Here is a 25,919-nt window from a genome sequence, read left to right on the forward strand (position 1 = left end):
AAATGTCAGAATCATTTATCGGCGATATCAGGTTGTTCGGGTTCGGCTTTACTCCCCGCTACTGGCAGCCATGCATGGGCCAGACGCTGGCCATCAATCAGAACCAGGCCTTGTTCTCAATTCTGGGCACCACCTATGGCGGCGACGGTATGACCAACTTTAAGCTGCCCGATCTGAGAGGGAGAGCTCCTGTACATACCAGTAATGGGATTAGCCTGGGGCAAATGGGCGGGGAAGAAAACCATACGTTGACCATTAATGAAATGCCGGCTCATCTTCATACAGCCATGGCTAGTGAGCAGAGCTCTTCCTCCTACTCGCCAACTGGAGATACATGGGCCCCAGCCGGAAATGGCACCAACTCTTTTGCGACATCAGCCGATTCCCAAATGAGTGTGAGCGCGCTCACCACAGCCGGAAACAATCAGGCTCACACGAATATGCAGCCCTACTTAACCATGAATTATTGTATTTGCACCCAAGGCATATTCCCGTCACGCAATTAAAAAATCGTAAGGAGGCTAAACAGATGTCTGATCCGTATTTTGGTGAAATTCGTATCTTCGCAGGCAGCTTTGCGCCAAGGGGCTGGGCGCTTTGCAATGGGCAATTAATGCCGATCGCTTCAAACACGGCTTTATTCTCTATATTAGGTACGACTTATGGCGGCGACGGCAAATCGAACTTCGCTCTTCCCAATTTGTCGGGTATGGCGCCTATGCAGCAGGGTACCGGTCCTGGACTTACAGAACGCTATCTGGGAGAAACAGGCGGAAGCCAAACCGCAGCGTTATTAGCTGCCCAGATCCCCTCACACTCTCATACCCCTGCCGCGGTTGCTGCTGGCGTTGCGACTTCTCCTGCAAATGCAGTATGGGCAGGAATTGTACAGGGACGCGGGGTCTCCGCCGTCTACGGGACGACCCCCAATACGCAGATGAACCAGACTGCCCTCGGGATAAGCGGAGGCAGCCAGCCTCATAACAATATGCAGCCATATTTGGGCTTAAGCTTCATTATTTCGCTTGAAGGCGTCTTTCCTCCCAGACCCTAAACGTTAAAAGACCGGATTCCTCCAGTTAGGAGGGACCCGGCCTTTATTTTTCAGATCCGTTTACTTTCCATTATTCGATGACATGCCATCGTCCTTTGCCATGTTCCCGCTGGACATATTGTCCTTCTGGTCGGTCATAGCTCCGGCGTCCTTCTCCTTCATCATGCTGCCATCATTGTTCTGGCAGGCAGCCCGCATGAGCTTCGAGTCGGCTATGAACGCTTAGCAAGTGTACTGTGCATTGCTGTGCTGCGCCTCAGCCTTTGACCGAGCCTGCGGCGATGCCCTCCACAATCCGGTCGCTGAGGAACAGAAAGGTGACCAGAATCGGCAGAATGCTGATCATGAGCGTCGCCCCGATGGCCCCCCAATCGGTGGAATATTGCCCGATGAAGTTCTGAACGCCGACGGTCAGCGTCTTGTAGGCATCCGAGCTGATGAACGTATTGACGAAAATAAATTCGTTCCAGTTGTAGATCATATTGATGATCGCGGTCGTTGCGAGAACAGAGCTCGTCATCGGGAATACGATCTGGATGAACATCCGGTTTACCGAGCAGCCGTCAATGACCGCCGCTTCCTCCACTTCACGCGGCAATGCGTAATAGAAGCCTAACAAGATCATTATGGTGATCGGCATGTTGAATGCGACATAAGTCAAAATGAGCGATAACGGTTGATCCGTCAAGCCGATGTTGTTGAAAAGACTGAACAGCGGAATAAGCGTAGAGTGGACGGGAATCATCATGGCCACCATGAACAGGCCGAGCACGAGGGAGCTTCCTTTCCACTTCATCCTCGTAATGGCGAAGGTGACCAGACTGCCCAGGACAACGGTAAGCAGCGTAGCTGCAATCGTTATCCATACGCTGTTGAAGAAATAAACATCGATATTTCCGGCGCTCCATACCTTCTCATAATTTTCCCAGCGAAGATGCACGGGCAATGACAATGGCGGAAGGTTGAAGACTTCCTGATTATTTTTGAGCGAGAAGAAGAGCAGCCACACAAGCGGGAACAACTGCAGCACGGCCACGACGGCTAACACCGCATACAGCAAGGCGTAGCCAAGCTTGCCAACTATTCCTGCTCCAGGGCTCTTCGTTAATCCCTGCAGCTTCCCTGCGGTTCCGGAAATCATGAATGTTCCCTCCTTATGAGTATTGGATCGTATCTTTCGTAACCGTTAGCTTACGAATGACCCAAGTGACGACGAGGCAGATAACAAGCAGGAAGAAGCCAATCGCGCTGCCATAGCCAAAATCATAAGCCCGGAAAGCCTCATGATACATATAAGATGCCATGACCTCGCTCGCGCCATTGGGACCCCCATCCGTCATAACGAAAATCAGGTCAAAATATTTTAATGAACCGACAACCGCCAGCACGATAGTCACTTTGAACACTTCCATAATTAGCGGCAGCTTGATTTTCCATGCGATTTGCAGCGCGTTGGCTCCGTCGATCTTCGCCGCTTCCTCCAGAGAAGCCGGGGTATTCTTGAGCGCAGCGTAATAAATCAGAATATAGAAACCCGCATATTGCCATAAAATCGGAATAAACAAGGCAAACAAAACAAGTGAAGGTTCTGCAAGCCAGGCGGGAGGGTTCGCAATGCCGATGGATTCCAGTAAGCTGTTCACAATCCCGTTCGTCGGGTGGAAAATTCGAAGCCACAGCTGCGCAATCGCAACGGACGACAGCAGCATAGGAATCAGGTAGATTTTGCGGAACAGATTCGCACCCCTGATGCGGGCGGCCAGCACCATAGCAACAATCAGATAGAAAATAAGGCTGATGCCGGAAAATAAGGCTAGCAGAAACGAGTGCCAGGCACTGTTCCAGAACGTTTGGTCCTTGATCAAGGCTGCGTAATTGTCCAGCCCGATGAATTTCATGGCGCCTATTCCATTCCATTCGTTTAACCCGTAATAGCCCGTCAGAACAATCGGAATGTAGATAATAGCCAGAATCAGAAGCAGGGAAGGCAGCACATACAATGCGATTATTTTTTTGTTGGAAAGCACTTTATCCAAGTTGGCCAGGCTCCTTTCTTTAACAGTCATTTGGAGCCGGGCTTGAGACCGCGGTTCTGACGGGTTTCAAGTCCGGCTCCATTTGCACAATTGTCAAAAACCATTATTTGCCTTGGGAGACGGCCGTGTCATGCTCCTCCGAGAATTTCTCCGGCGTTGTCTCCTTGCCGAAGAGCGCCTGGATCATATTAAGATGCGTCTCCGCAGCGTTCGCCTGCAGTTGAACGTCTGCGAACAACGTGATGCTGCTTGCCTGATTCATTTCATTGAACAAATCGATGTACAGCTGCGGCAGCTGCAGCGAGGCCGTATCAACCTTCGTTGCCGGAATAACACCCGCTCCGGTTACGGATTGATCGCCCCATTTGGTAACGAAGTATTCCACGAATGCCTTCGCTTCTTCTTTGACCTTGGAGTTCTCGGCGACGAATAATCCTACGCCCGGACCGCCTACCCAGCTGTCGATGTTCCCTTTTCCGCCATCGACTGTCGGGAATTTGAAGAAGCCTACGCTGTCGCGGAACTCCTGCGGAATATCTTCGTTTGTCGTGAAGTTTGGAAGCTCCCATGTCCCCATCATGTACATGGCGGCTTTTTCGTTGAGGAACTCAGACTTGGCCTCCTCGTTCGACAAGCCGTTAAAGCCCTTGATGAAGGCGTTGCTGTCAACAAGCGACTGAACCTCGGCAGCGGCCTTCACGAGCCCTTCGTCTTTGAATGATCCGGCGCCGCTGAACGCTTGGGTCAAGGCCTCTTGGCCTGCGATGCGGTCAGCCAGATACATATACCAGAGCGATCCGGTCCAGCGGTCCTTGTTGCCGAGCGCAATCGGAGCGACGCCGTTGTCGGACAACGTTTTCACAACAGCCTTGAATTGATCATAGGTTTGCGGAATCTCAAGCTTATATTTTTCGAAGATAGCTTTGTTATAATAGATCGGCGCGATGTTGAACTCCAGTGGAAGCGCATACGTTTTACCGCCAATCGCATAGGCTTCTGTTGTGCCCGCTACGAATTTCCCGTTCAGCTCGCCGCTCAGCAGATCGTCTACCGGTGCGAACAGCTGTCCATCCACGTAAGGCTGCAGGAATCCCGCTGCCCAGGTTACGCCTACATCCGGCAGTTCATTGGATGCGGACAGCACCTTCAGCTTGTTCTTGTACTGCTCGTTCTCCAGCACTTCCTGCTTGATCGTTACATTCGGATGCTCGGTCTGATATTCCGTAATGATCTGATTGACGATTTTATTCTGTCCGGCGGATACGCCTTCCGGCCACAGATGCATGAAGTTGATTGTAATCTTCTCGGCGCCTTCGTTTGCGCCGCCTTGGGATTCACCGGCGCTTTCATTTCCGCCATTTCCGCCATTCCCGCCGTTCCCGCTTTGGCCGCAGCCCGCGGCAAACAGAGCAAGACTTAATGTCAGCAGCAGTACCGTCCATTTTTTGTTGAACACGTTTACAACCCCATTTCTATTGATGTCAGGCGGCTTGAAACCGCTTAATAAAAGTATAGCAAGGTCGCGGCAGCGCCATAAGGTCACAGGGATTGGGACTAATACCACTATTATTGGATTCGATCCTCCTTGGAATCCATGATGCCCTGGCGGAATTGACCGGGGCTCACTGCTTCGAGGGCACGGAAGACCTTCACGAAATATTTGGCCGTCTGGTAGCCGACCCGTTCGGCGATCTCGGCAATGGAGAGCCGCGTGTTCGCGAGCAGCTCTTTGGCCAGCTGCACCCTGCGTCTGGTCAAATATTCGCTGTACGTCAGCCCCGTCTGTTCCTTGAACAGGACGCTGAAGTAGCTGGCGTTCATATGTAGATGATCCGCCATTTCGCTCATCGATACCGACTCCGGGAGATGCTCATCCAGGTAACGGATTGCCTCGCGCACCTGTACGCTGTAGACCTTGTCCTGCTGCGCCGTTCCCATCAGCTTCGAATCGACCAGCTTCTCCATCCGCTGGATCCGATTCATATTTTCCTCGCGCGCAAGGGCCAGCTCCACCGCCTGAACCAGCTTTATTTTATCCAGCGGTTTCAGCAAATACTCCACGACGCCAAACTGCAGCGCCTTATGCGCATAATCGAATTCCGGATGGCCGGAGATTAAGATGACGACCGGCGGATGAGCCATGCCGCTGATCCTCTCTACCAGATCAAGTCCCCCGAGCTCCGGCATCCGTATATCCGTTACGAGAAGGTTCGCATCGTTCTCCTGCAGCCATGCCAGCGCTTCAACACCGCTTGATGCGGTCTCGATATGATGTCGGCCCAATGACCACGCTTTCAATGTTTTACAAACGCCTTCTCTCGTTCTTGGCTCATCATCCACGATCAATATCGTCTTCACGTCTAATATCCTCCCTGTATTCATTCGGTATTTCGAAGGAGACGGCAGTGCCTTGACCTTCCCCGCTCCGGATATCCAGTCCGCCTGACTCCGATTCATAAATGAGCTTGAGTCTCCGCTCTACGTTGGCAATGCCTATTCCTTTGCCCTTGGAGGAGCTGCTGCGGCCAGCCTGCATGGAAGCATACAAGGAACGGAGTTTATCGGCATCCATGCCCGGGCCATCGTCGGTTACCGTTACGAGCGTATATCCAGGACGAGTGGAGGGCTCGACGCGCAGGATTACGCTGCCCGGACCTACCCGCTGCTCCACTCCGTGTAAAATTGCATTCTCGACGAGCGGCTGAATCAGCAGCTTCGGCAGCGGCACGCTTCGGCTGGCGGCATCCGAATCAATCCGCCACGACAGCCTGTCGAGCATGCGCATTTTCATGATTTTCAAATACCGCTCGGCATGATCCAGCTCATCCCCGATCGTCACCCATTCGTCATCGTCCGTCCGGTTGATCACATACCGGAATAACCCCGACATGTCGACGACAATTTGCGCGAGCTCCTCTTCTCCTTTTTCATCGAGGGCCCAATAGAAGGCTTCCAGGGTGTTGAACAGAAAATGCGGATTAATCTGCGCCTGCAGCGCCTTGAGCTCGGTACGGCTCTGGATGATTTCCTTCTGATATACGACTTCAATCAATTCGTTGAGAAAAACGACCATCTGGTTATACGTATTGTTAAGCTCGTTGATTTCCATCGTCGTGGACGTTATCGTACTTGGCCTGAGCGTCCCGAACCGGGCGCCGCGCATCACCTTGATCAGATTCAGGATCGGGCGCGTAATCATGGTCGATAGAATAAAGGTAAAAACAAGAAACAGCAAGCCGCCGACAGCGCCGGATACGATAACAGCCGTGCGGAGTACGGAGATGCCTTCTGTCGCATAATCGACCGGAGTCAGGATGACCAGCTTCCACCCTGTTGCCTCCGACAGCTTCTGAACGGCAATATAATCCTCGCCGCCCACTGTAATCGTCTCTCCCCCATGATTCAGCATCACAGCCGCATCCGCCTCTGTGGTGAAATCGGAAAAGATTTGCTGCCCCGCCTCATCGAACAGCCCCATCGATTCGCGCGTCCCGCTCCCGGCAGCCGAGGCACGATCCGTAAGCTGAAAATTGCTTTTCTCAATATAAACCATGATATATCCGGCATGCGAGAACGAGCGGTCGATCAGCCGGATGCTGCGGATCGCGATAACAACATCCGGATCCCGCGGATCAAGTCCGAACCAGATAAGGCGGCCTCTTCCATCGTCCACACGGCGGATCCATTCATCCGGCACACGGCTGTTCAAACTGACGTCATCGAGCGGCAGCAGCCGCTGGTAATTGGTCGTATACAGCTCAAGCGAACGTATGCCGGTGGCATACGCCTCATACTTGCGCACTTCCTGCTGGAGCGATTGCCGCTCTTCGAAGCTGATCGGGTTCCCTTCGGTCTCCTGCGTCAGCAGCCGCTGGACCGATGCATTCGTCGCCACCTGCCCTGTGAGCGTGTCAATCTGCTGCAGCAGCACATCCAGCTTGCCCGTCGCCTGAACGGCGGTCTGTTGAATATGCTTTTCCGCACTGTTGCGCAGCAGGACAGAGACCTGATCATACATAAAAACCCCCACTGATGTCAGCACGATCACCATAACGAGCATGAAACCGAGGAAGATTTGATTGCGCAGCGTGTTTAAGCGTCCGAGGTTGATCAAATCCTGTACTCCCTTCCGTCATGTCGTTGTAGACACTACTATACATAATTACATGAGAAAAAAGAAAGCCCCGTCTGTCTAACCGTCAGGTTAGATAAGCGGGACCGCATGCAAACAAGTATAAAATTATTTTCTCCAAATTCCGCCAGGGCAGGGGATAAACCCGCCTTGCTTATAAAACTCGGCATGCTCGGGAGCATAGGTCACTGTTACAATCTCCAGCCCTCTTCGCTCCGCTTCCCTCAATAAGCCGTTTACCAGGGCCACGCCAACCCCCTGCTTCCTGTGACCCGGGTGCACCATGATGTCCTCCATATAGCCATGCTGTAATCCCGTTCCACAAATATATCCAAAAGCAATAAGGGTATCGTCTGCATCCCTCAATCCAGCCCAGAAATAACATTTTTCCAATAAAGCCGGGAAGTCTTGATCCCGTCTCTCCCAGCCGACCAGCTCTCTCAGGTCGGGCACCTCGTGGTTTTTAATGGGAGGGTTGATTAGTATCGCGTGCAATGGGTTCGCCTCTTTCCGCATTAGGTATGAAAATGTCTTTTAAAAACGATCAGAAAGGATTCCTGCCTGTTAGTTTAGAAAGGCGCCGCTGTCAAACAACCCCGGCACCTCTCCAATAAAACGGTCATAATTATCCGCCGTATACTCGCTCCAAGGGACCTCGAACCACGGATAGCCGGAAATCAGGTGAACCCGGTTCTCCCGAACGGCTTTTAGATTTCTCCAGCCATCCCTCTGGGACAGCATGCTCCATGCGGCTTGCGAGACATCGTCCCCCTCAACATGAAGCAGAATCCGGTCCGCATGGAAAGCCTCCAGCTCATGCAGTCGAATTAGCTTCTTCCAATCAAAATCAGCCACAGCTTGCGGCATGGCAAGCTGCAGATCATCATACAACACCGTTCCCGCCCTGCTTCCCCAAACATGCAGCTGGTCGCGGCTGATCAGGAGAACCAGCACGGTATCTCCGCCTACAACGGGCTTAAGCTGTTCCCGTACCGCGGCCGCTTTGCGGTTATATCGGTTCAGCCATTGGAGCGCCTCTTCCGCTCTTCCCAGAAATTCCGCTATGCGCAGCAGATGCTGGCGCCAATCCTCCTCCGAGGAAAGGAACAGGGCCGGCGCAATATGCCGAAGCTTCTCCTGCTCCTCCGGCGGAATCAGACTGTCCATAGCGATAATATAGTCCGGCTCCGCCTTGCGCAATGCCTCGCGGTTGAATTCATACTGATGGCTTAAGGGCACCTTTACTTCATATTTGTACCTGTTTCTGTAGTAATCCGTCCAGTATTGATCGAACGGCGCGGCGAAGGGAATGATCTGCAGCGCAAGCAGCTGTCCGAAATTGATCCAGCTGTAGGCGGCAATCCTGCATTTCTGGTTGCGCTGGTAGACAGCTGGGGCAATGCCGGTCTGCTTTTTGAACAGGCTGCTGAAATAGTTCTCATTCTTATAGCCGATCTGATAGGCAATGCTGCTTAACGGGAGGGCAGCCGGTCCTTCCATAAGCTGTTTGGCTTCCATGAGCCGGAGATCCGTCCGGTATTCCATAACGCCTCTGCCATAGCGTTCCTTGAATAACCGCATAAAATGATACCGGCTCAGACCGGCGATACCCGCCAACCTGTCTATGGTGATTTCGCTCCGGTAATGCCGCTCCAGTTCCAGGCGGGCGCTCTCAAGCGCAAGGGCCACCTGCTGCTCCTGATAACCCAATACAAGGCTGAGAAGCTCGAGGAGTCCCGCTTCACAGCGAAGCCTTGCCGAGGAAACCCCTTCGTTCCAATTGGAGCTTATCATGTCGAACAGCTGGATGACCAGTGAAGTCGGGCTTACCAGGGCTTCACCCAAAAAAGGGAAAGCAGCTTCCGGCGGCGGCGAGGAGATAACGGCCCCTTCTTCCGGCGGCAGGATATGTATCTGAAAATAGAGCAGCAGCAGCCCCGATTCGCCGCCTGAAAAGTTGGTCACTTCAACTAATTGGCCGGGCGAACAGACGAATACCGCTCCGGGGCGAAGGGGGCAGGGGCGTCCATCGATGACCAATTGCCCGCTGCGGGCAGTAGTGAGAATGAGCAGATGGGACTTCGTCTCTACGAAATGACGCTCCTGCAGGGGAGAACGCAAGGTGCTCCTGACGATTCCGACATTCAGCAGCTTATAGCAAATGAGACCCGCAGCAGAATGCTGCAGGTCGATTTCGCGCCTGTTATTCATGAATATCCCGTAATACATCGTCAATCATCAAGCCGTTCGCAATCGGATTGGCATTGAACCAATGCCCGGAATCCGCCTCGAAGACGCGGCCTGCTTTGACCGCAGGCAATCCCTGCCACAAGGGGTTGTCAACCGGCGGCTTGGCGCGTCCCTCGCCCGAAATCACGAAGATATAGTCGACCTCGTTTAACTGTGCAAGTGTCTCAAGAGAGTAGGTCTCGTAGTCGCCCTTAAGTACCTGAGGCTGCTTGAAGCCTAGCGCCTCATAGAGTATCGAGCCTCCATAAAATTTGGGGCCGAACAGCTTGAAGCCTTTCTCGTCGCCCGCCTGCATGAGAATGGCCGTCTTGCTGCCGGGTATGCTTCCCAGCTGCTCCTTGGCTTCTTTTAGCTTCTGATCGTAGTCGGCAATCGCCTTCTCCGCCGCTTCGTCCTGATTAAGCAAAGCGCCGAGCTTCTGAAGATTTCCTCTCCAATCAGCCTCATTGTCGGACAGCACGAAGGTTGGTGCTATTTTGGCATACTGCTCGTAGGTGCCGTTGGCCAGATAGGTTGGAGCCAGAAAAATAATGAGATCCGGATTGTAAGAAAGCGTTTCTTCCGGCTTCAAGCCTCCCGCCATGTCCAGTACCGGCACATCCGCCAGCCTGTCCTGCAAATAATGCTGCGGAACGCCCGCTGCGCCCCATTGGGCAACGGGCTTTATGCCGAGGGCTGTTAGCGGATCTTCTATGAATGGAGCAATAACGCGCTGCGGATGGGTCGGCACCTTCACTTCATGGCCCATGACATCCGTCAGCAGACGGAATGAGTCGGCATCGGCCGGAGCGCTTCCTTCCGTGTCCGCAGTATTTGCGGAGTTTGCAGTGTCTGCGGCGTTGGCAGGCTGCTCCGTATTTGCAGAGGCGGATGTCTCCGGATCGTTGACAGAGCTGCCGCATGCAGCCAGCATGCTGATGATTACAATCGTGATAGCAGTGTACATGAAACGGTTTATGACCTTCATTTTTTTCTAACTCCCTACTCGTTTTAATTGATATTGATTATCATTCTCTCTATAAACAGTATAGTAGGATACGTCCCATTTGTGAATAACCGATAATGCTCTCTTTTTCAAAATGACCGCATAGTTGCGAAGCGTCCTGCACGGGCAAACGGACAAGAGTTGAGCAATGGCCCCGCATGGGCGGCTCGGCAGCGGAGAACTCCTGATTGGAGATGGCAGTATTTAAGTACGAGAGAATAAACAAAGGCCTGGATCACCTTGCTGCAGGAGAAGCAAAACACATAACCTGATTTGATGTGGTATCAGCTGCAAAATCCAACGCTTTATTTTCTGGTTTGCCGCATGTTGCATACTTTAGAATCATATACATAAAATGTAATTATTCTAAAATATAGAAAGATTTATATTTGATGGGAGGCATAATTGATGAGTGAAGATCTAATTGCAAGAGCCGAGAATCCGGCAGAACAAGCCAAACTACTGCAGGATCAAGCAGCACCGTTGCAGGCATCCGAAAGTAACGTTTCCTATTCTGTTAATTTGGGGGTACATGAAGGAGATTTTATACTTAATTGGAGCGTAACGCCTCAAGTTTATGGAAGGTGGGACTGGGTTGGCGTTTTTGAGAATGCGGAGAATGCTCAAAACGATCCTTCCGGCACCTATAAATACGGCGGATGGCAGTGGGCGGATGCAGGCAGCCCCTATTCAACGAGCATCACCGCAAACGATGGCTGTGTAATTGCTTATATTGTATGGAACTATGGAACGAAATCCTACCAAGCGGTTGCCATATCCGCACCTTATTAATAATCGATTACAAACAAAAAAAGGAAGATGCGTCCTTTGGGATCGCATTTTCCTTTTTTTTTGCCCTTCCTATCTCGCATGCGAGAATAAATGCTGCTTCACTTTGTCAATTTCTTCGGGTCCCCGCTGCACGCTCACATTTTCATTGATATCAAATTTATTCCCATCCAGGTCGAAAAATACAAAGTTAATGCCGCAGCTGCCCCGGTCTTTGAGCTCGTCAACCTTCACGCCATTCGCCAGCAAATGATCATGCAGCACCTCGATCTGCCTGACTTCAAAGGTTAAGCGGAACATTTCGTAGCCTGCTTTGTTGACAAATCGATTATCAATATTGCCTTTCGTTTCAACCAGATGCAGCCATTGTCCGTCAGAAAGCTTCATGATCGCTTGCGCTTCCTCAGGGTTGAAAGGAACGGCAAAATCCAACCCGAAATGCTGCTGCCACCAATGGGCAGATTTGATCGGGTCTTTAACAGGCACATACACCGAGCAGATGCACTTCAAGCCATTGCCTTGCAGCTTATTACTTGACATACCTAACACCCTTTCCCTAATAGACTCACCTCTAATAAACGAGAATGCGAATGAAAACCAAACAGGGACGAAAATTATTTTATATTCCTGCTCTCTTGATTTTTCGCAGCACAACCCACTCTGTAATGACGACATTCAAGGCGATACCGGCCCAGATGTTCACGTTCAATACTTCCCCGACCATCCTTTCCCGGCCTCCCGGCAGGGAGAAATTATTCAACATATAGTAGGTCAGAAGAAGAAGGGGCACCAGGAGCCTGGCGCTCACGGCCACTAACGTGAACCCGAAGCTGCGTATCATCCATATGCGATGCTCGTCGAATTTGTGTTGAACAGCGGTCCGGTAACCTCTCCAGCATGTGAGCATCCACAGAATCGATAACACCAGGAAAGACACAGCTTTGGTGAAATCCCCGACATAGAAGACCAATACCAGGGCAAGAAGCCCGCTTGTCAAAACACTTCCTACGTAAACCCGGCCCGCATAGCGGTGCAGCTTGGGGCGGTGAAGCCGTATACGGTCCGCAAATTGAAGGAACCCTGCGATTAACGCTATACACGCAAAAGCAATATGAGCAACCAGCACCGGATACTGCACCGTCCCCGATGTAATGCTAATACGGCTGTTCGCAGGGTTCAGGGTCAAATAGGGAACCATGAACGGGATCATAATTCCAAAAGAGACCAAAATCAAAATCCACCAGCTTTTCTTCTGTTTCACGAATTCCACTCCAGGCTTCATTCTGCTGACGTTCTTATTCTTATCTTAATCCCCCGCTCTCTGCAATCTGTAAACAAACTATAAATAAAGTATAAAATCCATAAAAAGAACCGGCTGAACCCGGCCTCCCTCAGCTCTCAAGTGAAAAACCCCACGTTACCGGCCTCTAACCTCTGACGGTTCTTCCGGGCTGCCCATCACACTTCTCTGTCCGGAATCGCGATACAAAGCGGATATCTCCAGCGCTACCCTCCTGACCTCTGCCGCAATGTAAGCGGGTTCAAGAACGAGCACATCGGACTTGAAATGCAGCAAAAAACCGATCACCCACTTCTCATTCGGGAGTGTAGTCCGCACCATAATGGAATCATCAGGCAGCCTTTCCAGCTCACTCTCGTCAAAATGGTCCGCAGCCGAAGCTATAGACTCGCCTGAGCATCTGAGTACAAGGTCGATTGTCTCCGTATACCCGGGCGCTTTCCATCGTTCATTCAGATTGGAAAGCGGCACATTCCTGCGTTGGAAGGAATCTTCCAACACGCTCAGGCCCCGGATACGGGAAAGCTTGAATGTCCGATAATCCTCACGGTCCAGACAATAGCCTTGCAGGTACCAATCGTACCGCCGGAGCACCAGCCCTATCGGCTCAATGCACCGCTTCGTATTCCCCCCTTGGCTGTCGGTATACGCACAGCTGATCAACTTATAGTCCTGTACAGCCTTGAGCAGAGCGTCATATTTGTTTCGTTCGGACTCACTGTTCTTCCAGGGAGTAAAGTCAATGTGTATGTGATCGCGATCAGCCAGACGCCCTTGTTCCGCCTGTGAGACCAATGCGCCGACTTTCTGAAGCAGACGATCCATATTCAGGCGATCCATCGCTTGCGTCGACTGAAGACCCCGCAGAGCGGTGATCAAGGCAGTCAGTTCATCGTAAGTAAGCATTTGGCGGTCCAGCCGATAGCCTTCCATGATTTCAAAGCCGCCGTCCGTCCCCGTGTGCGATACAATCGGAATTCCGGAGAGACTCAATGACTCCATATCACGATAAATCGTACGCAAGGATACCTCCAGCCGATCAGCCAGCTCCTGCGCCTGCACACGTTTGCGGTTTAAAAGAAGCATCGTGATCGCCATAAGCCGTTCCAGCTTCATTGCAGCCCCTCCCACTCCGAATATTCACCCTAAGCGGCGATTCGCCCATACTCCGGCACGGTGCCGGACGCTCTCAGCACGAGGCAGCAGCAATTCGTGCAAGACACCGCCCCACGCCAAGCCGCGGCGGTTCAGTCGATCTCATTCATATGCTGGAGCAACCGTTCCATTGCTGGCTTCATCTGACTTTCTTCGAGTTGAATCTGGTCCCCGTGACGCGGCAAAACCCACTCGAACTCTTCTTTAGCCAGGCGCTCCATGGACTTCACCTGCTCAGGCCAGGAATACCAGCAGTATTCGCGGATGGCTCCAAGGGATTGGGTCCTTTTATGCCAGAAGAGATGATCTCCCGTAAACAGGAATTTTCCTTTATATAACAGTACCATATGACCTTTGGTATGTCCCGGGACGATTAGAAACCGGAAATCCGGATGCCAGTTTACCGGGGCGTTCCCTTCGATTAAATGCTCGGCTGCCTCCGGCTGTGAAGTCTTTGACTGTTCCCCGATCCTTGACTGTTCCTCGATATGAACAATACGCTCTGCTCCGAACTTTTTGGCATAAATAACGGCATCGGCATGCTCGGCGTCATCATAATGTGTGAGAAAGATCGTTCGCACCCCTCCCAGCTCTGAGAGCTTTTTGGCCAAGGCCGGAACAAAGCGGGGGGAATCAATCAGCCAGTTGCCATCCGGATGCACAATGAAGTAGCTGTGGCCCCCATAGGATTTGGCCGATGTAAAGCCGCAATCGTATACATTCTCCGCTAGCCATAGCGGAAAGTCCGTTAACGCTGTGGAGAGTCCTTCTTTCTCCCAGCTGCCTATGGCTGCTGTCGGGCAGGCCAACAATGCATGGAAAGCGCGGCGCTTATCCTCCTGCTGCTCAGGCTGCTGTGTGACGACCGCATGACTGTCTGTTACAGAAAATATATCCGGCGCTAACTGACCGCAGACTTCGCAGCCAATGCAAGCTGAATTCACAAAGAAATTTTCTGCGGAGTTTGTTATTGCCCGCTGATTTCCACCCGTATCTTGCATCTCCAACTTCCGATTCATTTCCATATCCCCTTTCATTACCAAATTTATACTTATCTTAGACCATCCTTGTTGACAACAGAGTGTCAACAAGAAGGGTTTTATTTTCAACACCATTTATGAAAAAAAGAGCTGCAGCAAGCTGCCTTGCGGCAGCCTGTCACAGCCCCTGAATAACTATTATTACTTGCAGCGCCTGCATTCCCGCTTACACTTGCCCTTCCCACTCCTGATAAAACCGCTCTACATACTGCTCCATATAGCGGTGCCGCTCCTCCGCGATCACTCTGGCCGAAGAGGTATTGATTCGGTCCTTGAGCTTAAGGAGCTTTTCATGAAAATGATTGATGGCCGAGCTTTTATCCTGGCGGTACTCCCCGGTTGTCATTGCATCGCGCGGCGGCAGGTGCGGGTCATGAATCGGATGGCCCTTCCATCCCGCGTAGAGGAACGTTCTTCCGATTGCTATGGCCCCGATCGCGTCAAGACGATCCGCATCCTGCACCACTTTTCCTTCCAACGTACGCATGGGCGGGTTTGTCCCGGCATTGTAAGACATCGTGGAGATGATCTCCATCACATGCTCTTGATCCACGGTTGATAGTGGTTGGGATTCCAGCCAATCGCTGACCTTCCGGAGTCCCGCTTCCTTGGACTCGTTGAGCTTCTCATCCGCAACATCATGCAGCAGCGCGGTCAACACACAGATAAAGCGGTCGGCTCCTTCCTCCCGCGCCAATCTTCCTGCCATATTGACGACCCGGTAGATATGCCACCAATCATGCCCCGTTGGATCGTTCTCCAGGGCCATTTTGGCAAATCGTTCCGCGGCCTCAATGACCTGCACCTGTTCTTGTTGATCGAAATTATAATCCGGACCTTTCATAATCAGCCTCCCCTTAATTATCTTATTATTCCGCCACCAAGAACCGGTTTCCATCAGGATCCTCAATATAGAAAGCAAGCTTGCCCTCTACCCAGCTTAATTTGCTGATTCTCACCCGCTGCCTGACAAGTCCCAGATACGATTTGCATATCGCTTCAGGATCTCTCCGTTTAAAGGCTTCCACAAGCGAGTCCAGATCCAGTAACCCTGAATGCGAATTCCGATCATGCGCTCCCGGCTTCATATCCATTTCCGCAAGCAGCGCCAGCTTCTTCAGCTTTGTCCGTACACGTCCCAATGTCACTTGTATGGTTCCTTCTGTGGATGAAAGGAATTCTGCCGTTTCTTTGGCTGTAAAATCAAACACATCCATCAGCAAAAGAATGACCATAGCCCGTGGCGATATCCGGTCAGCAAGAGCCTCCAGCAGCTCCCGTGTGGATAGTTCTCCATCATGGACGGCTGTATCGATCAAAGCCGCGTCGGTTATCTGCACACGATGACTATCCATCTTTATTTTATCTTTCCAGGCATTGCTGGCGATGCGATACAGATAAGCATTCGTTACCGTTCTGGAGGGGGCCGCTTCCACCGCACGAAATATCTTAATGAGAACCTCTTGCGATAAGTCCTCAGCCTCCCACTGATTTTGCGTAATCCGCAAACAATACCGGTATATTTTCTGCTTGATTTGAGGCAGATCAAGGTCGGATATCGCCATATTTATCCTTTCACACGCAAAGTGGGAATCGTTTGCTTCCATTGTCTTCTGATTCACTATATCCCTCAATAAATTCTACAAATAACTGGTATTTTCCTTGTCCGCGTTCCGTATTGCAAGGATGCGGCTGAATTGGTTCGAAATGCAAAAAAGAGCGGCTCATCCATCAGGACTGCAGCCGCTCCTCTATTACGCCATAATAGCGCAATATGGCAACTATCATTTAATTCTTCTTCAAATTCGCGATCAACAACATGAAAAATGAAGTAATTACAATCGAGATGACCCAATACCAGGCCAACATCGTTTTGCCATTATCGACAGCCACATAGATGGCGGTGGGTACCGTTTGGGTTTTGCCCGGAATGTTTCCGGCAACCATGATCGTCGCTCCGAACTCCCCCAGCCCTCTCGCAAAACCCAGGATATAGCCTGACACCAGCGCTCTGGCCGATAAAGGCAGGGTTACCCACAGGAGCACCTGCCACTCTCCCGCGCCGATGGATCGCGAGGCATCCTGCAGGTCTTTATCGATGGAGAGAAAGCCTGTCTTGATGGTCATATACACCAATGGGAAGGAAATGACAATGGAAGCCAGAACGCCAGCCCACCAGGTAAATACCAGGGTATTGTCGAAAAGCCGCTCGAATAGTTCGCCAACCCAGCCTCTTCGGCCGATCACAATGAGCAGCACGAATCCGACAACCGTCGGGGGCAGCACCAGCGGCAGCAAAAACGCGGTTTCCACCAGCGTTTTGCCATAGAACCGCTTTATCGTCATCAGCCATGCGGCGGCAGTCCCTAACAGAAACACCGCAATGCTGGAGACGAATCCGATCTTCAATGACAATAGGACAGGCGATATAAAATCATGCCAGTTGATCGTCATATCAAGATGCTGCAGGGAGTTTAAATCCGTATTTCAGGAATACCGCTGTTGCGGCCTTCCCTTGAATATAACTGTAGAAATCCGCTGCTTCTTCGAGATGCTTGGTATCTTGAATGATGCCGGCAGGGTAAACAATCGGCTGATAGGCCTTCTGGGCGATCGTAAGCACGATCTTTACTTTTTTGGAGGTCAAAGCATCGGTCCGGTATACGAATCCCGCGTCCGCGTTGCCCGTTTCAACATAAGTGAGCACCTGGCGGACATCCTTGGCCTGCACCAGCTTGGGTCCCAATTTATCGTAAATCTTCAAATATTGCAGCGTTTCCTGCGCGTATTGTCCAGCCGGAACCGTCTCGGGAATCCCGATGGCAACATGCTTGAATTCGCTTTTTGTCAATTCTGCGGAGGTTTGCTTCGCAAGCTTGATTTTGGTATTAACGGGCATGATCAGCACCAGATCATTGGAAAGAATAGTGGTCTGATCGCCCGAATCGATGAGTCCTTTATCCACCAGCGACTTCATCTGCTTGGCGCCGGCAGAGATGAAAACATCGGCAGGCGCGCCCTGCTCGATTTGTTTCTGGAGCGTTCCGGATGCGCCAAAATTAAAGGACAGCTTGACCCCCGGATGCTCCTTCTCATATTGAGGCTGGATTGCAAGCAGACTATCCTGAAGGCTGGCCGCTGCAGAGATCACCAGTTCAGTCCGGGCTTCTTTAGCGAATGCACCCGCCGGAACCAGACTCGTCACCATCATCAATACCAAACTAAAAACAATGAAATATTTCTTTTTCATCCGCTTCATCCCGCCTTATACAACTTGATAGGTATAGGAAGAATATTAGCACAGATCCTTTGCATTTTAAATATATCTAATAAGGTTTGCATATAAATAGACATAAACAGACATAAATATTCACGGAAAAATGAAAACCTGCTATCATAGAATACATCAAGCTATACATTGAGGTGGACAGCCGAATGAACAATGATTCCTATACGACCGAGGAAATCGCCGCGCTTTTGAAAATTTCCAAGCTGACGGTCTACGATCTGATTAAAAAAGGAAAGCTCCCTTCCTATCGGGTCGGCCGGCAGATGCGGGTGGATGCGGTGGATCTGGAGGCGTATAAAAAGCGGGAAAAAGGGGATTCATTCGCGCCATCAGCGGTGTCGGCCGATCATGGCTCCAGGAGTGGGGACATCCAGCATGGAGGGGTAAAATCCATGATCATCACCGGCCAGGATGCAAGTCTGGATATTCTGGCCAAGCATTTTGAAAAAACGACCAAAGCCATTCGCCCCCTACGCTCCTATGTAGGCAGCCTGGACAGCTTGATCGCCCTCTACCGGGGCGAGGTTGATCTGGTCAGCACCCACCTGCTTGACGGAGACACCGGGGAGTACAACATATCCTATATTCGCAAAATCCTTACAGGCCGCCCGCTGCTGGTCATCAACCTCGTCATGCGGTCCGCAGGCATTTATGTGCAAAAGGGAAATCCGAAAAACATAACGGCATGGGCGGATTTGAGCAGACGGGGTCTCTCCCTGGTTAATCGCGAGCCGGGATCCGGGGCGCGCATCCTGTTGGACGAGCAGCTCCGGCTTCATCATATCCTGCCTGGAGACCTGCAGGGCTATGAGACAGAGGAATCCAATCACATGGGCGTTGCCGGAAAAGTCGCTTTGGGCGAGGCCGATGTTGGCGTTGGAATCGAGAAAGCAGCCTATATGGTGGCAGGGGTTGACTTTATCCCGCTGATTACGGAAAGATATGATCTTGTAATGCTAAAACTGCCGCAAAACCTCGAATGGATCGAATATTTAAAACAAATCCTGCGGTCCGATTCCTTCAAGCATGAGCTCAAATCCATCCAGGGCTACGACTTGTCCCGCACGGGTGAAGTGATTTTTGAAACCTGAACGGGCGCAAGCGCCCTGCTGGAATTGTAAATGGGAAGCTCCACGTATTGACCTCTGCAATCTGCCCGATCATCCCCGCGCGATAACCCTGTTCGGGTCATCTGTAACGCCCGACTGGGCTCCTGCATAGAATACTCCATGTTCGAATGAATACGGAGGTCTTTGCCATGAGCTCGAAAACTACGGTTCAGCCCGAGCTGAGCCCGATCTATCAGTGTGATTCCAACCATCATGAGACGCTGCGGTCCATTAGAGACCATCTTCATCAGCTGTGCGGCCGCCACGCCAACCGGCTGGTCAGGATCGAGACCATGGACGGCGATGTCTTCGAGGGACACATCGTTCATTGCGACAGGGGAATTGTCTACATCTGCCTGTTGAACGAGGTCCACAGCCGAGGTTTCTTTCCCGTTCCCCCTAATCCTTATTACAACAGATTTGTGCTCCCTCTGGTTCTGTTTAACCTTCTCACCATCTCCCTGCTCTAAGGGTGCAGGGCAACTGACCAACCACTAAGGAGTGATTATCTTGGCCTTTACGCCTCCCTTCCAAATGCAGGGCGGGCAGCAGCCCCCCTCTTCGCCGCCGCCTCAAAACATCCCAGTGCAGCCCCTAGCGTCGACGCTTGCCATTGATCCGGGCGCGATCTCCCGCTGCATGTTCCGTTATACGTACATTTGGCCCCGCGGCGGTCCAGGCTTCTGGTTTTACCCCGTCTTCGTCGGCCGGACGTCCGTGGCCGGATTTCGCTGGAACGGTTTCTTCTGGATGTTCTCCGGCCTCGATCTTCAGCGGATCGAATCGTTTACGTGCGTCTAATACGGCCGTGAAACTTTTACATGCTATAAGGCTGACAAAAAAACCGGGAGCTCCCTTTCAGCGGGGGCTTTCCCGGTTTTATTATTTTTTACACCTGGCTGACTCCAGTCCTTTCAGCTACTCCCGGTAGTAAGAAAGCACCCAGCATACGCCGTTCCGGTCCGTGACGACGGCCAGCAATCCGTTGAACGGAGCCTCGTACACATCCGTATTAATATGGCCGCCTGCCGCGAATTGTCCGTATATGTGGCGAAACGCTTCTTCCGTCTCGATCTTCAGGAAGACCCTCACATAATCGCCCTTCAATGAAGGCCTGGCTGCCTGTGTGTCGCCAAATTTAATTGTAACGCCACCCAGATGCAGATCCGCGTTTAAGACCTCATCCCCCTGTTTTCTCAAAATGTTAATCTCGCCGCCAAGCACGTCCCGATAGTACTTGATCTCTTCTTTGCAATTTTCGACCACGATAAACGGGCAAGCCATAATCATGATTCCATCCCCCTTCTTGTCATTCGTTCGTATTTGGCACGCGCAATTTCGATTGCATGGGCAATGTCTTCCTCAGTTCTCATATAAATGGATATCCAGCCCGACTCCGGATAAATATGATGCGGCTCCGCTTTTCCCGCACGAATCCACATATCGCGCTCAGCCTTCGGCAAAAGCAGATCAAAGAGGCGATCGTCGTGAAGATGTCCGATTTCCTTGCCTTCCAGCTGAAACTCAATTCCTCCAAACCGGTGGGGCTGTACCGTCACCCCTCTCCAAGATAGCAGCTCATCGGTAAAGCCGGCCTTTTCACTCGTACTCATGGATCAACGCCTCCCCTTCTATTCGCTCACATTGCGGAGCACTTTTTTCAACAGGCTCAGCATGAACGCATACTCCTCGTCATTAATGCCCTTTCGGGCGATGTTCTTGATGCGGTTCAATCCTTCCTGAACCTTCGGAACCACCGCCCTGCCCGCTTCCGTCAGATAGAGCAGCTGGTAGCGGTTATCGGCGGGATCGGCTTCCCTCCGCACGTATCCCTCGGCTTCAAGCTTGGCGATCGCCTTCGCGGTCGTTGTCTTATCGATGAGCAGATCCTCGCTCAGCGCCTTTTGCGTGATTTTCTCCTGGCCCGAGATCGCCATCAGGAAAATATACTGCCCGCTCCCGATGCGAAAAGGCGCCAGCTCGGCTGCGATCAGAACCTGCATATGGCGATAAATGGCCGAAATGTACTTCCCGTGCGATTCAACAGCTCCCGTGGATTCATGGGCCCAATCCGCTTCCATCTCTTTCACCTTCCCCATATAGGATGTTATTGCAACTAATTTCAGTATATGCGAAATAGGAGGTTATTGCAACTATTAGGACGAAAAATTATGCAGTGAACAAAAAGGGCCGTGTTTCTTTGGCGCAAGGAGAAACACAGCCGTCTCGCCATACAGTTTAGCCGGTCGTTCCCCGATGTGCAATTCACGCGGGCAGACCGACTGTTGACATGAACCCGTCCACTCGTTCGTACACTATAACAAGGAAGCTCGTACGATGACAGATCGCCTCGGAGGGATAAAGATGAAAATTACGTCTGGAGGATTCGAAGTTGTGTATCACGGCAGAGTATTCGCCTATGGGATGAGTCCCATCGAAATCGTGTTGTCGGAAGAAAACGATCCGTTAACATTCGTCTTCTGCATCGAACACGAACCGTCGAGGGACGATTTCATGACGGATATCCGGCTTGTTCGTTACAATGAGGTCCGGATCGCGTGTGTCAACTTTCCAAGAGGCAAGCCGACCGGCAACGACGACATGGTCCATCTTGGCGTCCTGAACAACCGCAAGCTCTCTCTGCGTTACGAGGTGACCATAAATTTCGATGCGTCGTCCTGGGCGCTGACATTTACATTTTTCTCGGGCGAGGGGGTCACGGAGCATGAATAAGATCGAAATCCAGGACCCGAAAGTAGCCAGCAAGATCATAGCGGCTAACGCGGAAAGTGATAAACGCAAAGCGGAGCTCGGCTTTCTTGGCAAATTTTTCGGATCAGGAGAAAATGTACGCCTGTATATCGTAGGGACGATCGCACTCGGCGTTCTTCTCATCGCCCTTGTCTATACGTTGACGCCCGACCGGTACCGTTCGGCCGACTTTGGATTAAAGGATATGTGGACGCTCGTGGTGATCCCCGTCGAATCGACGATTATCGGCTACTTGATAGGGTCGCGGTCGAAAGATAACGTGAGCTGAGTTAGCTGCACGCGGGGATTGCCCCCATAGCTGATCCAGTCACTACGGCTGCACTACCTCACTCATTTCGGATTCACTGCACGATCTTGTGGCATTCGACAATATGCTGAATAACAGTCGCAATAGAAATGTTTTAATACAATCCCTTTCTAATTAAACAACAAAGGAAAAGTAAAGGTAACGAAAGCAGCCCACAGTCCGTAGACCGGCAAATACTTCGTAACGGCATCCTGAATAGCTGACGGTCCGGTTTTGTTTCGTAGAAAACGCACATAAGAAAGAATAATCCAAATGAGATTGGCAAAAATCAGCAGGTTTACGCCTAAAACAGCAAGTCTGTTGGGCGTAATCCCATAAGAAGAAAGCCTGAACACGATGGCCGATAAAGCAACACCGTCAATGATAAGAGCAAGGGCGATGAGGGCAATATTAATATAATCGGAAACGTTCATTTTCTCGTCCGTGCCGCGTTCGGTAATTGAGAAAATGGTGACAGCCAATACGCTAAGGAGCACTCCGTTGAAAACCAAGAGGAAATCGCGGTCCAGGAATGGATTTTTTCCAATCCAAATAACCGCTATAAAGTAGACCAGCAATGTGGCCAGTACAAGCGGACTGAAAATTTTGGCTATATAGGGCGCTATATTTTTTGCAAGCTTAATGTCCCTTGATACCAAATATGCAGCTACGATCGCCAGGGCGGCAGCACCGAATAAAACGACATTTTTGAAGTAGAATTCCGAAATATCCGTACCGACAAATCTAAATAACTGCATCGTTATTGCGGTCAGCACCATTCCGCTTATGGCCATGCAGGCGTACAGGATGCCAAATTCCCCATTAAATTTAAGATAGGCTAATCTTGCGCTGCCTCTGCCGTATTCATTTCCAGTAAATGCCAGGCCCATAACTACCCACAAGAAAATGGGAAGGTGAAGATAAGCCATGATAATGCTGTCTTTATTCTCTAGCGGGAGCATATTCAGATAAAATCCGGAGATCAGGAATAACGATGAAAGGGTATAGATCACGCTTTTATTAGAGGGGTTATTGTATACAAAATAGATAGCCATAAAAGGAAGTATGCCGAAAACAAGGTTAATCGGGGCTATTGCTTCCTGTTCGGTAAAATGAAAAAGGAGCCTCGTGCTAATCCCCGCCAGGATTGCTAAAATACCCAAGAATAAGAAATTTTTCCGGAACAAAGAGGTTTTTTCTGTATTTTCCGTCTCCTTGAAATGCAGTCTTTCCTGCCAAACGGCAAGAACCTGCGAATCGGGGTTTTGTTCCCATGCGTAGGAGAATGACTTTTTAAAGGCTTCGGGGGTTTTTCTAAACATTCTCTCCAGCTCACGGGGATTATCCATGTTTTCGGTAATGAGATTGTTATTGTCCATCGTTATGCCTCCCTTATGCTTCGGTCTCGTCGCTTTTGTATTCTAAAATATCTCCCGGCTGGCATGCTAAAGCCTTACAAATCGCCTCTAAAGTGGATAATCGAATCGCTTTTGCCTTTCCGTTCTTTAATATGGACAGGTTAGCCATTGTGATTCCAACCTTCTCCGAAAGTTCGGTTACGCTCATTTTTCGTTTAGCCAACATCACATCAATGTTGATTATGATCGCCATAATATTCACCTCAGACCGTCAGGTCATTTTCCGATTTGATATCGATAGCTTCTTTTAAGAGCTTTTGGAGAACGGCGGCAAAAACGGCAATCACCATCGAGGCAAAAATAATAGTCAATCCAATGACGATGATTCCCGGGGCATCGTCTTTCTCCGCGATGAGATAAAAGAGCGGCATGCCTGCCGCATACAAGACGCTGATTGCGATCGCGCAGTTTTTGATAGTCTTTAAAGCCCGCACGGATAATTCCGAGAACGCCGTGTTCTTGTCAATGTAGCTCAAAAGGTTAAAAGCTTGATACAGAGCGAAGTAAAAAGGGATCGCCGATGCATAAATATCGATAAACACGAGATGTTTCAAATACGTAATATCCGGATACAATTCCACCGCATAATTCGCGATCTCAGGCACCAAAAAGATGCATAAAGCAAGAACTGGGATTCCAATAAGAATAACAGCTACCTTTAAAAATAGTGTTGTTCCTCGTTTCATAAAAAAGCCCCTCACTTTAGAAGAATTAATTCGATTTTAACATATATTTATCGTTTTACAATATGTTTATGACGATATTAGATATATTTTTGTTGTTAAAAAATCCGCAGCTTAGAAAAGGATTTCCGGCCGTTCTTGTGTTTATATAAGAAGAAACGGCTTAGCCGTCCTTATGCGTAAAGTTAGTTTCTTCCTCAAAACGATCAGAAAAGATGAGGCCACATTTTGGACTTTCTGATCGTTCAAAAAAAATACAGAGCAGCGGTCGTTATCTCCCCGCGCTCTGTACCCGGAATTCATATGCCATTGAAGACTACTGAGATATTGATTTTTCACACCATTTTCTTGTTCTTGTTCGCATAAAGCTGCTATAACATCATACAGGTCACTATTTGCGTACTGAGGGATAAGAATAATTGTTGCAAGCGCATATAACCCCGGAAACTATTCGATTGTGAGGTAATCCATTCTTGAGCAAATTCCAGCTATTCTAAATCAGCGATTTCAGGATTTTTTCCGGTGACGGCTTCCATAGCTTCAAGAATCAAAGCCCTTTTTTTATCGTGCCTTAAGCGATTTGCATCCAGCAGGCCGATTATATTCATGTATACACCACCCTTGTTTTTTGAAGTGGCGAATAGCAAAAGCAGATACGTTCGCTTCTTCAGCTACTGACTCCGTGTTGACTTGAAGACATCAAAAATACAGAGCGGGCGGTCATCCCGCCACGCTCTGTATTTGCACTCCGCATAAACTATTCGTCTTTTCTCTCTTCTTCGTTCCCCGTCGCGATCGGGTTCTCACTGTAAGATATCCAATCGCTCCAGCTCCCCGGATACAGCTTCACCCGGGTAAAACCCGCCGCCTCCAATGCCATCACGTTCGGGCAGGCGGTCACGCCAGAACCGCAGTAGACGATGATCTCATCGTCCCTGGACAGATCCGCGAAGCGCTCCCGCTGCGCCTCGGCGCTCTTCCAGGCTCCGTCTGCGCCGCGGCCTTCGCCCCAGAAACGGTTGACCGCACCGGGGATATGCCCGGCTACGCGGTCAATCGGCTCCGCTTCGCCGCGGTAGCGCGGCGCTTCGCGGGAATCGACCAGCACGACACCCGGCTGGCCCAGCTTGCCGCGCACTTCCTCCACGTCCGCGGTCAGCCCCTCGCGGACCTGCAGGCTGAACGTCTGCGGATTCGGCTCAGGAACCGCCGAATCCAGCGGATAACCCGCCTTCTCCCAGCCGGTATACCCGCCATCCAGAATGTAAGCCCCGGCATCGTGTCCCATATACCTCAGCAGCCACCATAGACGCGAGGCCATAGCGCCGCCTTGGTCGTCGTAAGCCACGACCGTTGTCCCGTTGCCGATGCCAAGCGAGCCAAGCTTCGCGGCCAGCTGCGCCAGATCCGGCAGCGGATGCCGGCCCCCGTGCTCGCCCTTCGCCCCCGTAAGATCGCGGTCCAGATCCAGACGGACAGCCCCGGGAAGATGAGCCGCTTGATAGGCGCTGTCTCCCGCAGCGACATCATCCAGGCGGAATCGACAATCCGCGATGACCAAGTCCTTGTCCTGTGCATGCCCGGCCAGCCAGGCTGCCGTTACAATAGCTTTCATATAGGC

At 50.9% G+C, this 25,919-nt stretch carries 31 protein-coding genes; 8 read left to right on the forward strand and 23 right to left on the reverse strand.

Annotated elements, in window-relative coordinates; all coding sequences use genetic code 11:
- Window positions 1-2 precede the first annotated feature (2 nt).
- Entirely contained in the window at window positions 3-506 is a 504-nt protein-coding gene (locus tag AC0YOB_RS33170; protein WP_475796426.1) for a phage tail protein, read from the forward strand.
- A gap of 23 nt (window positions 507-529) precedes the next feature.
- Window positions 530-1,054: a phage tail protein gene (locus AC0YOB_RS33175; protein ID WP_475796427.1), complete on the forward strand. Its 525-nt coding sequence runs from the start codon at window positions 530-532 to the stop codon at window positions 1,052-1,054.
- 256 nt (window positions 1,055-1,310) lie between these two features.
- Here AC0YOB_RS33175 and AC0YOB_RS33180 read toward each other — a convergent pair whose 3' ends face one another.
- From AC0YOB_RS33180 to AC0YOB_RS33215, 8 genes are all read right to left on the reverse strand, one after another.
- The gene (locus AC0YOB_RS33180) at window positions 1,311-2,195 is read right to left on the reverse strand and encodes a carbohydrate ABC transporter permease (protein WP_475796428.1); all 885 of its coding nucleotides are present in this window, start codon (window positions 2,193-2,195) and stop codon (window positions 1,311-1,313) included.
- Window positions 2,196-2,208: 13 nt separating this feature from the next.
- Window positions 2,209-3,090 carry a carbohydrate ABC transporter permease gene (locus AC0YOB_RS33185; RefSeq protein ID WP_210046842.1) on the reverse strand — a complete coding sequence of 294 codons (882 nt, stop codon included), beginning with the start codon at window positions 3,088-3,090 and terminating at the stop codon, window positions 2,209-2,211.
- Window positions 3,091-3,193: 103 nt separating this feature from the next.
- Window positions 3,194-4,546: an extracellular solute-binding protein gene (locus AC0YOB_RS33190; protein ID WP_475796429.1), complete on the reverse strand. Its 1,353-nt coding sequence runs from the start codon at window positions 4,544-4,546 to the stop codon at window positions 3,194-3,196.
- 110 nt (window positions 4,547-4,656) lie between these two features.
- Window positions 4,657-5,448 carry a response regulator transcription factor gene (locus AC0YOB_RS33195; RefSeq protein WP_475796430.1) on the reverse strand — a complete coding sequence of 264 codons (792 nt, stop codon included), beginning with the start codon at window positions 5,446-5,448 and terminating at the stop codon, window positions 4,657-4,659.
- Window positions 5,423-7,204: a sensor histidine kinase gene (locus tag AC0YOB_RS33200; protein WP_475796431.1), complete on the reverse strand. Its 1,782-nt coding sequence runs from the start codon at window positions 7,202-7,204 to the stop codon at window positions 5,423-5,425. The genes AC0YOB_RS33195 and AC0YOB_RS33200 overlap by 26 nt, the downstream gene beginning before the upstream one ends.
- 126 nt (window positions 7,205-7,330) lie before the next feature.
- Complete coding sequence (locus tag AC0YOB_RS33205; protein ID WP_475796432.1) at window positions 7,331-7,717, reverse strand: GNAT family N-acetyltransferase; 387 nt, start codon at window positions 7,715-7,717, stop codon at window positions 7,331-7,333.
- A gap of 69 nt (window positions 7,718-7,786) precedes the next feature.
- A complete protein-coding gene (locus tag AC0YOB_RS33210) occupies window positions 7,787-9,433 on the reverse strand; it encodes an AraC family transcriptional regulator (RefSeq protein ID WP_475796433.1) in 1,647 nt (548 codons plus the stop codon).
- Window positions 9,426-10,439 carry an ABC transporter substrate-binding protein gene (locus tag AC0YOB_RS33215; protein WP_475796434.1) on the reverse strand — a complete coding sequence of 338 codons (1,014 nt, stop codon included), beginning with the start codon at window positions 10,437-10,439 and terminating at the stop codon, window positions 9,426-9,428. The genes AC0YOB_RS33210 and AC0YOB_RS33215 overlap by 8 nt, the downstream gene beginning before the upstream one ends.
- 423 nt (window positions 10,440-10,862) lie before the next feature.
- Here AC0YOB_RS33215 and AC0YOB_RS33220 point away from each other — a divergent pair, with 423 nt between their 5' ends.
- Window positions 10,863-11,249, forward strand: a complete 387-nt coding sequence (locus tag AC0YOB_RS33220; protein WP_475790303.1) for a hypothetical protein — start codon at window positions 10,863-10,865, stop codon at window positions 11,247-11,249.
- Window positions 11,250-11,318: 69 nt separating this feature from the next.
- Here AC0YOB_RS33220 and AC0YOB_RS33225 read toward each other — a convergent pair whose 3' ends face one another.
- The 8 genes from AC0YOB_RS33225 to modA form a co-directional block, all read right to left on the reverse strand.
- Window positions 11,319-11,786, reverse strand: coding sequence for a VOC family protein (locus AC0YOB_RS33225; RefSeq protein WP_475796435.1), 468 nt, complete (start codon window positions 11,784-11,786; stop codon window positions 11,319-11,321).
- Window positions 11,787-11,865: 79 nt separating this feature from the next.
- On the reverse strand, window positions 11,866-12,507 hold the full coding sequence (locus tag AC0YOB_RS33230; RefSeq protein WP_475790305.1) for a DUF2306 domain-containing protein: 642 nt from the start codon (window positions 12,505-12,507) through the stop codon (window positions 11,866-11,868).
- 156 nt (window positions 12,508-12,663) lie between these two features.
- Entirely contained in the window at window positions 12,664-13,662 is a 999-nt protein-coding gene (locus tag AC0YOB_RS33235) for a helix-turn-helix transcriptional regulator (protein ID WP_475790306.1), read from the reverse strand.
- Window positions 13,663-13,793: 131 nt separating this feature from the next.
- Entirely contained in the window at window positions 13,794-14,720 is a 927-nt protein-coding gene (locus AC0YOB_RS33240; protein WP_475796436.1) for an MBL fold metallo-hydrolase, read from the reverse strand.
- A 187-nt stretch (window positions 14,721-14,907) separates the two neighbouring features.
- Window positions 14,908-15,585 (reverse strand): HD domain-containing protein, encoded by a 678-nt coding sequence (locus AC0YOB_RS33245; RefSeq protein WP_475796437.1) that lies wholly within the window; start codon window positions 15,583-15,585, stop codon window positions 14,908-14,910.
- A gap of 25 nt (window positions 15,586-15,610) precedes the next feature.
- Window positions 15,611-16,306 (reverse strand): RNA polymerase sigma factor, encoded by a 696-nt coding sequence (locus AC0YOB_RS33250; RefSeq protein WP_475796438.1) that lies wholly within the window; start codon window positions 16,304-16,306, stop codon window positions 15,611-15,613.
- Between the two features lie 223 nt (window positions 16,307-16,529).
- A complete protein-coding gene (modB, locus tag AC0YOB_RS33255) occupies window positions 16,530-17,195 on the reverse strand; it encodes a molybdate ABC transporter permease subunit (RefSeq protein WP_475796439.1) in 666 nt (221 codons plus the stop codon).
- A 1-nt stretch (window position 17,196) separates the two neighbouring features.
- Window positions 17,197-18,000: a molybdate ABC transporter substrate-binding protein gene (gene modA, locus AC0YOB_RS33260; RefSeq protein ID WP_475796440.1), complete on the reverse strand. Its 804-nt coding sequence runs from the start codon at window positions 17,998-18,000 to the stop codon at window positions 17,197-17,199.
- A gap of 176 nt (window positions 18,001-18,176) precedes the next feature.
- Here modA and AC0YOB_RS33265 point away from each other — a divergent pair, with 176 nt between their 5' ends.
- From AC0YOB_RS33265 to AC0YOB_RS33275, 3 genes are all read left to right on the forward strand, one after another.
- On the forward strand, window positions 18,177-19,121 hold the full coding sequence (locus tag AC0YOB_RS33265) for a substrate-binding domain-containing protein (RefSeq protein WP_475796441.1): 945 nt from the start codon (window positions 18,177-18,179) through the stop codon (window positions 19,119-19,121).
- A 167-nt stretch (window positions 19,122-19,288) separates the two neighbouring features.
- Window positions 19,289-19,609, forward strand: a complete 321-nt coding sequence (locus AC0YOB_RS33270) for a hypothetical protein (RefSeq protein WP_475796442.1) — start codon at window positions 19,289-19,291, stop codon at window positions 19,607-19,609.
- 40 nt (window positions 19,610-19,649) lie between these two features.
- A complete protein-coding gene (locus AC0YOB_RS33275; RefSeq protein ID WP_475796443.1) occupies window positions 19,650-19,940 on the forward strand; it encodes a transporter in 291 nt (96 codons plus the stop codon).
- A gap of 117 nt (window positions 19,941-20,057) precedes the next feature.
- On the opposite strand, the gene AC0YOB_RS33280 is transcribed toward AC0YOB_RS33275, so the two are convergent.
- Genes AC0YOB_RS33280 through AC0YOB_RS33290 form a run of 3 tightly spaced genes read right to left on the reverse strand, consistent with a single transcriptional unit; the run spans window position 20,058 to window position 21,220 of the window.
- Entirely contained in the window at window positions 20,058-20,429 is a 372-nt protein-coding gene (locus tag AC0YOB_RS33280) for a VOC family protein (RefSeq protein WP_475796444.1), read from the reverse strand.
- Complete coding sequence (locus tag AC0YOB_RS33285; protein ID WP_475796445.1) at window positions 20,426-20,752, reverse strand: luciferase domain-containing protein; 327 nt, start codon at window positions 20,750-20,752, stop codon at window positions 20,426-20,428. The genes AC0YOB_RS33280 and AC0YOB_RS33285 overlap by 4 nt, the downstream gene beginning before the upstream one ends.
- A gap of 18 nt (window positions 20,753-20,770) precedes the next feature.
- Window positions 20,771-21,220, reverse strand: coding sequence for a MarR family winged helix-turn-helix transcriptional regulator (locus tag AC0YOB_RS33290; protein WP_475796446.1), 450 nt, complete (start codon window positions 21,218-21,220; stop codon window positions 20,771-20,773).
- Between the two features lie 283 nt (window positions 21,221-21,503).
- Here AC0YOB_RS33290 and AC0YOB_RS33295 point away from each other — a divergent pair, with 283 nt between their 5' ends.
- Together AC0YOB_RS33295 and AC0YOB_RS33300 are read left to right on the forward strand one after the other, a co-directional pair.
- On the forward strand, window positions 21,504-21,872 hold the full coding sequence (locus AC0YOB_RS33295; protein ID WP_475772034.1) for a DUF6864 domain-containing function: 369 nt from the start codon (window positions 21,504-21,506) through the stop codon (window positions 21,870-21,872).
- Window positions 21,865-22,179, forward strand: a complete 315-nt coding sequence (locus AC0YOB_RS33300) for a hypothetical protein (protein WP_475796447.1) — start codon at window positions 21,865-21,867, stop codon at window positions 22,177-22,179. The genes AC0YOB_RS33295 and AC0YOB_RS33300 overlap by 8 nt, the downstream gene beginning before the upstream one ends.
- A 149-nt stretch (window positions 22,180-22,328) precedes the next feature.
- Here AC0YOB_RS33300 and AC0YOB_RS33305 read toward each other — a convergent pair whose 3' ends face one another.
- From AC0YOB_RS33305 to AC0YOB_RS33320, 4 genes are all read right to left on the reverse strand, one after another.
- Window positions 22,329-23,576, reverse strand: a complete 1,248-nt coding sequence (locus tag AC0YOB_RS33305) for a DUF4153 domain-containing protein (protein WP_475796448.1) — start codon at window positions 23,574-23,576, stop codon at window positions 22,329-22,331.
- A 13-nt stretch (window positions 23,577-23,589) separates the two neighbouring features.
- A complete protein-coding gene (locus AC0YOB_RS33310) occupies window positions 23,590-23,808 on the reverse strand; it encodes a helix-turn-helix domain-containing protein (RefSeq protein ID WP_475790318.1) in 219 nt (72 codons plus the stop codon).
- Between the two features lie 10 nt (window positions 23,809-23,818).
- On the reverse strand, window positions 23,819-24,301 hold the full coding sequence (locus AC0YOB_RS33315; protein WP_475796449.1) for a DUF2975 domain-containing protein: 483 nt from the start codon (window positions 24,299-24,301) through the stop codon (window positions 23,819-23,821).
- Window positions 24,302-25,055: 754 nt separating this feature from the next.
- On the reverse strand, window positions 25,056-25,913 hold the full coding sequence (locus tag AC0YOB_RS33320) for a sulfurtransferase (protein WP_475796450.1): 858 nt from the start codon (window positions 25,911-25,913) through the stop codon (window positions 25,056-25,058).
- Between the last annotated feature and the right edge of the window lie 6 nt (window positions 25,914-25,919).

It is taken from the genome of Paenibacillus sp. JT31N17, from assembly GCF_056269255.1.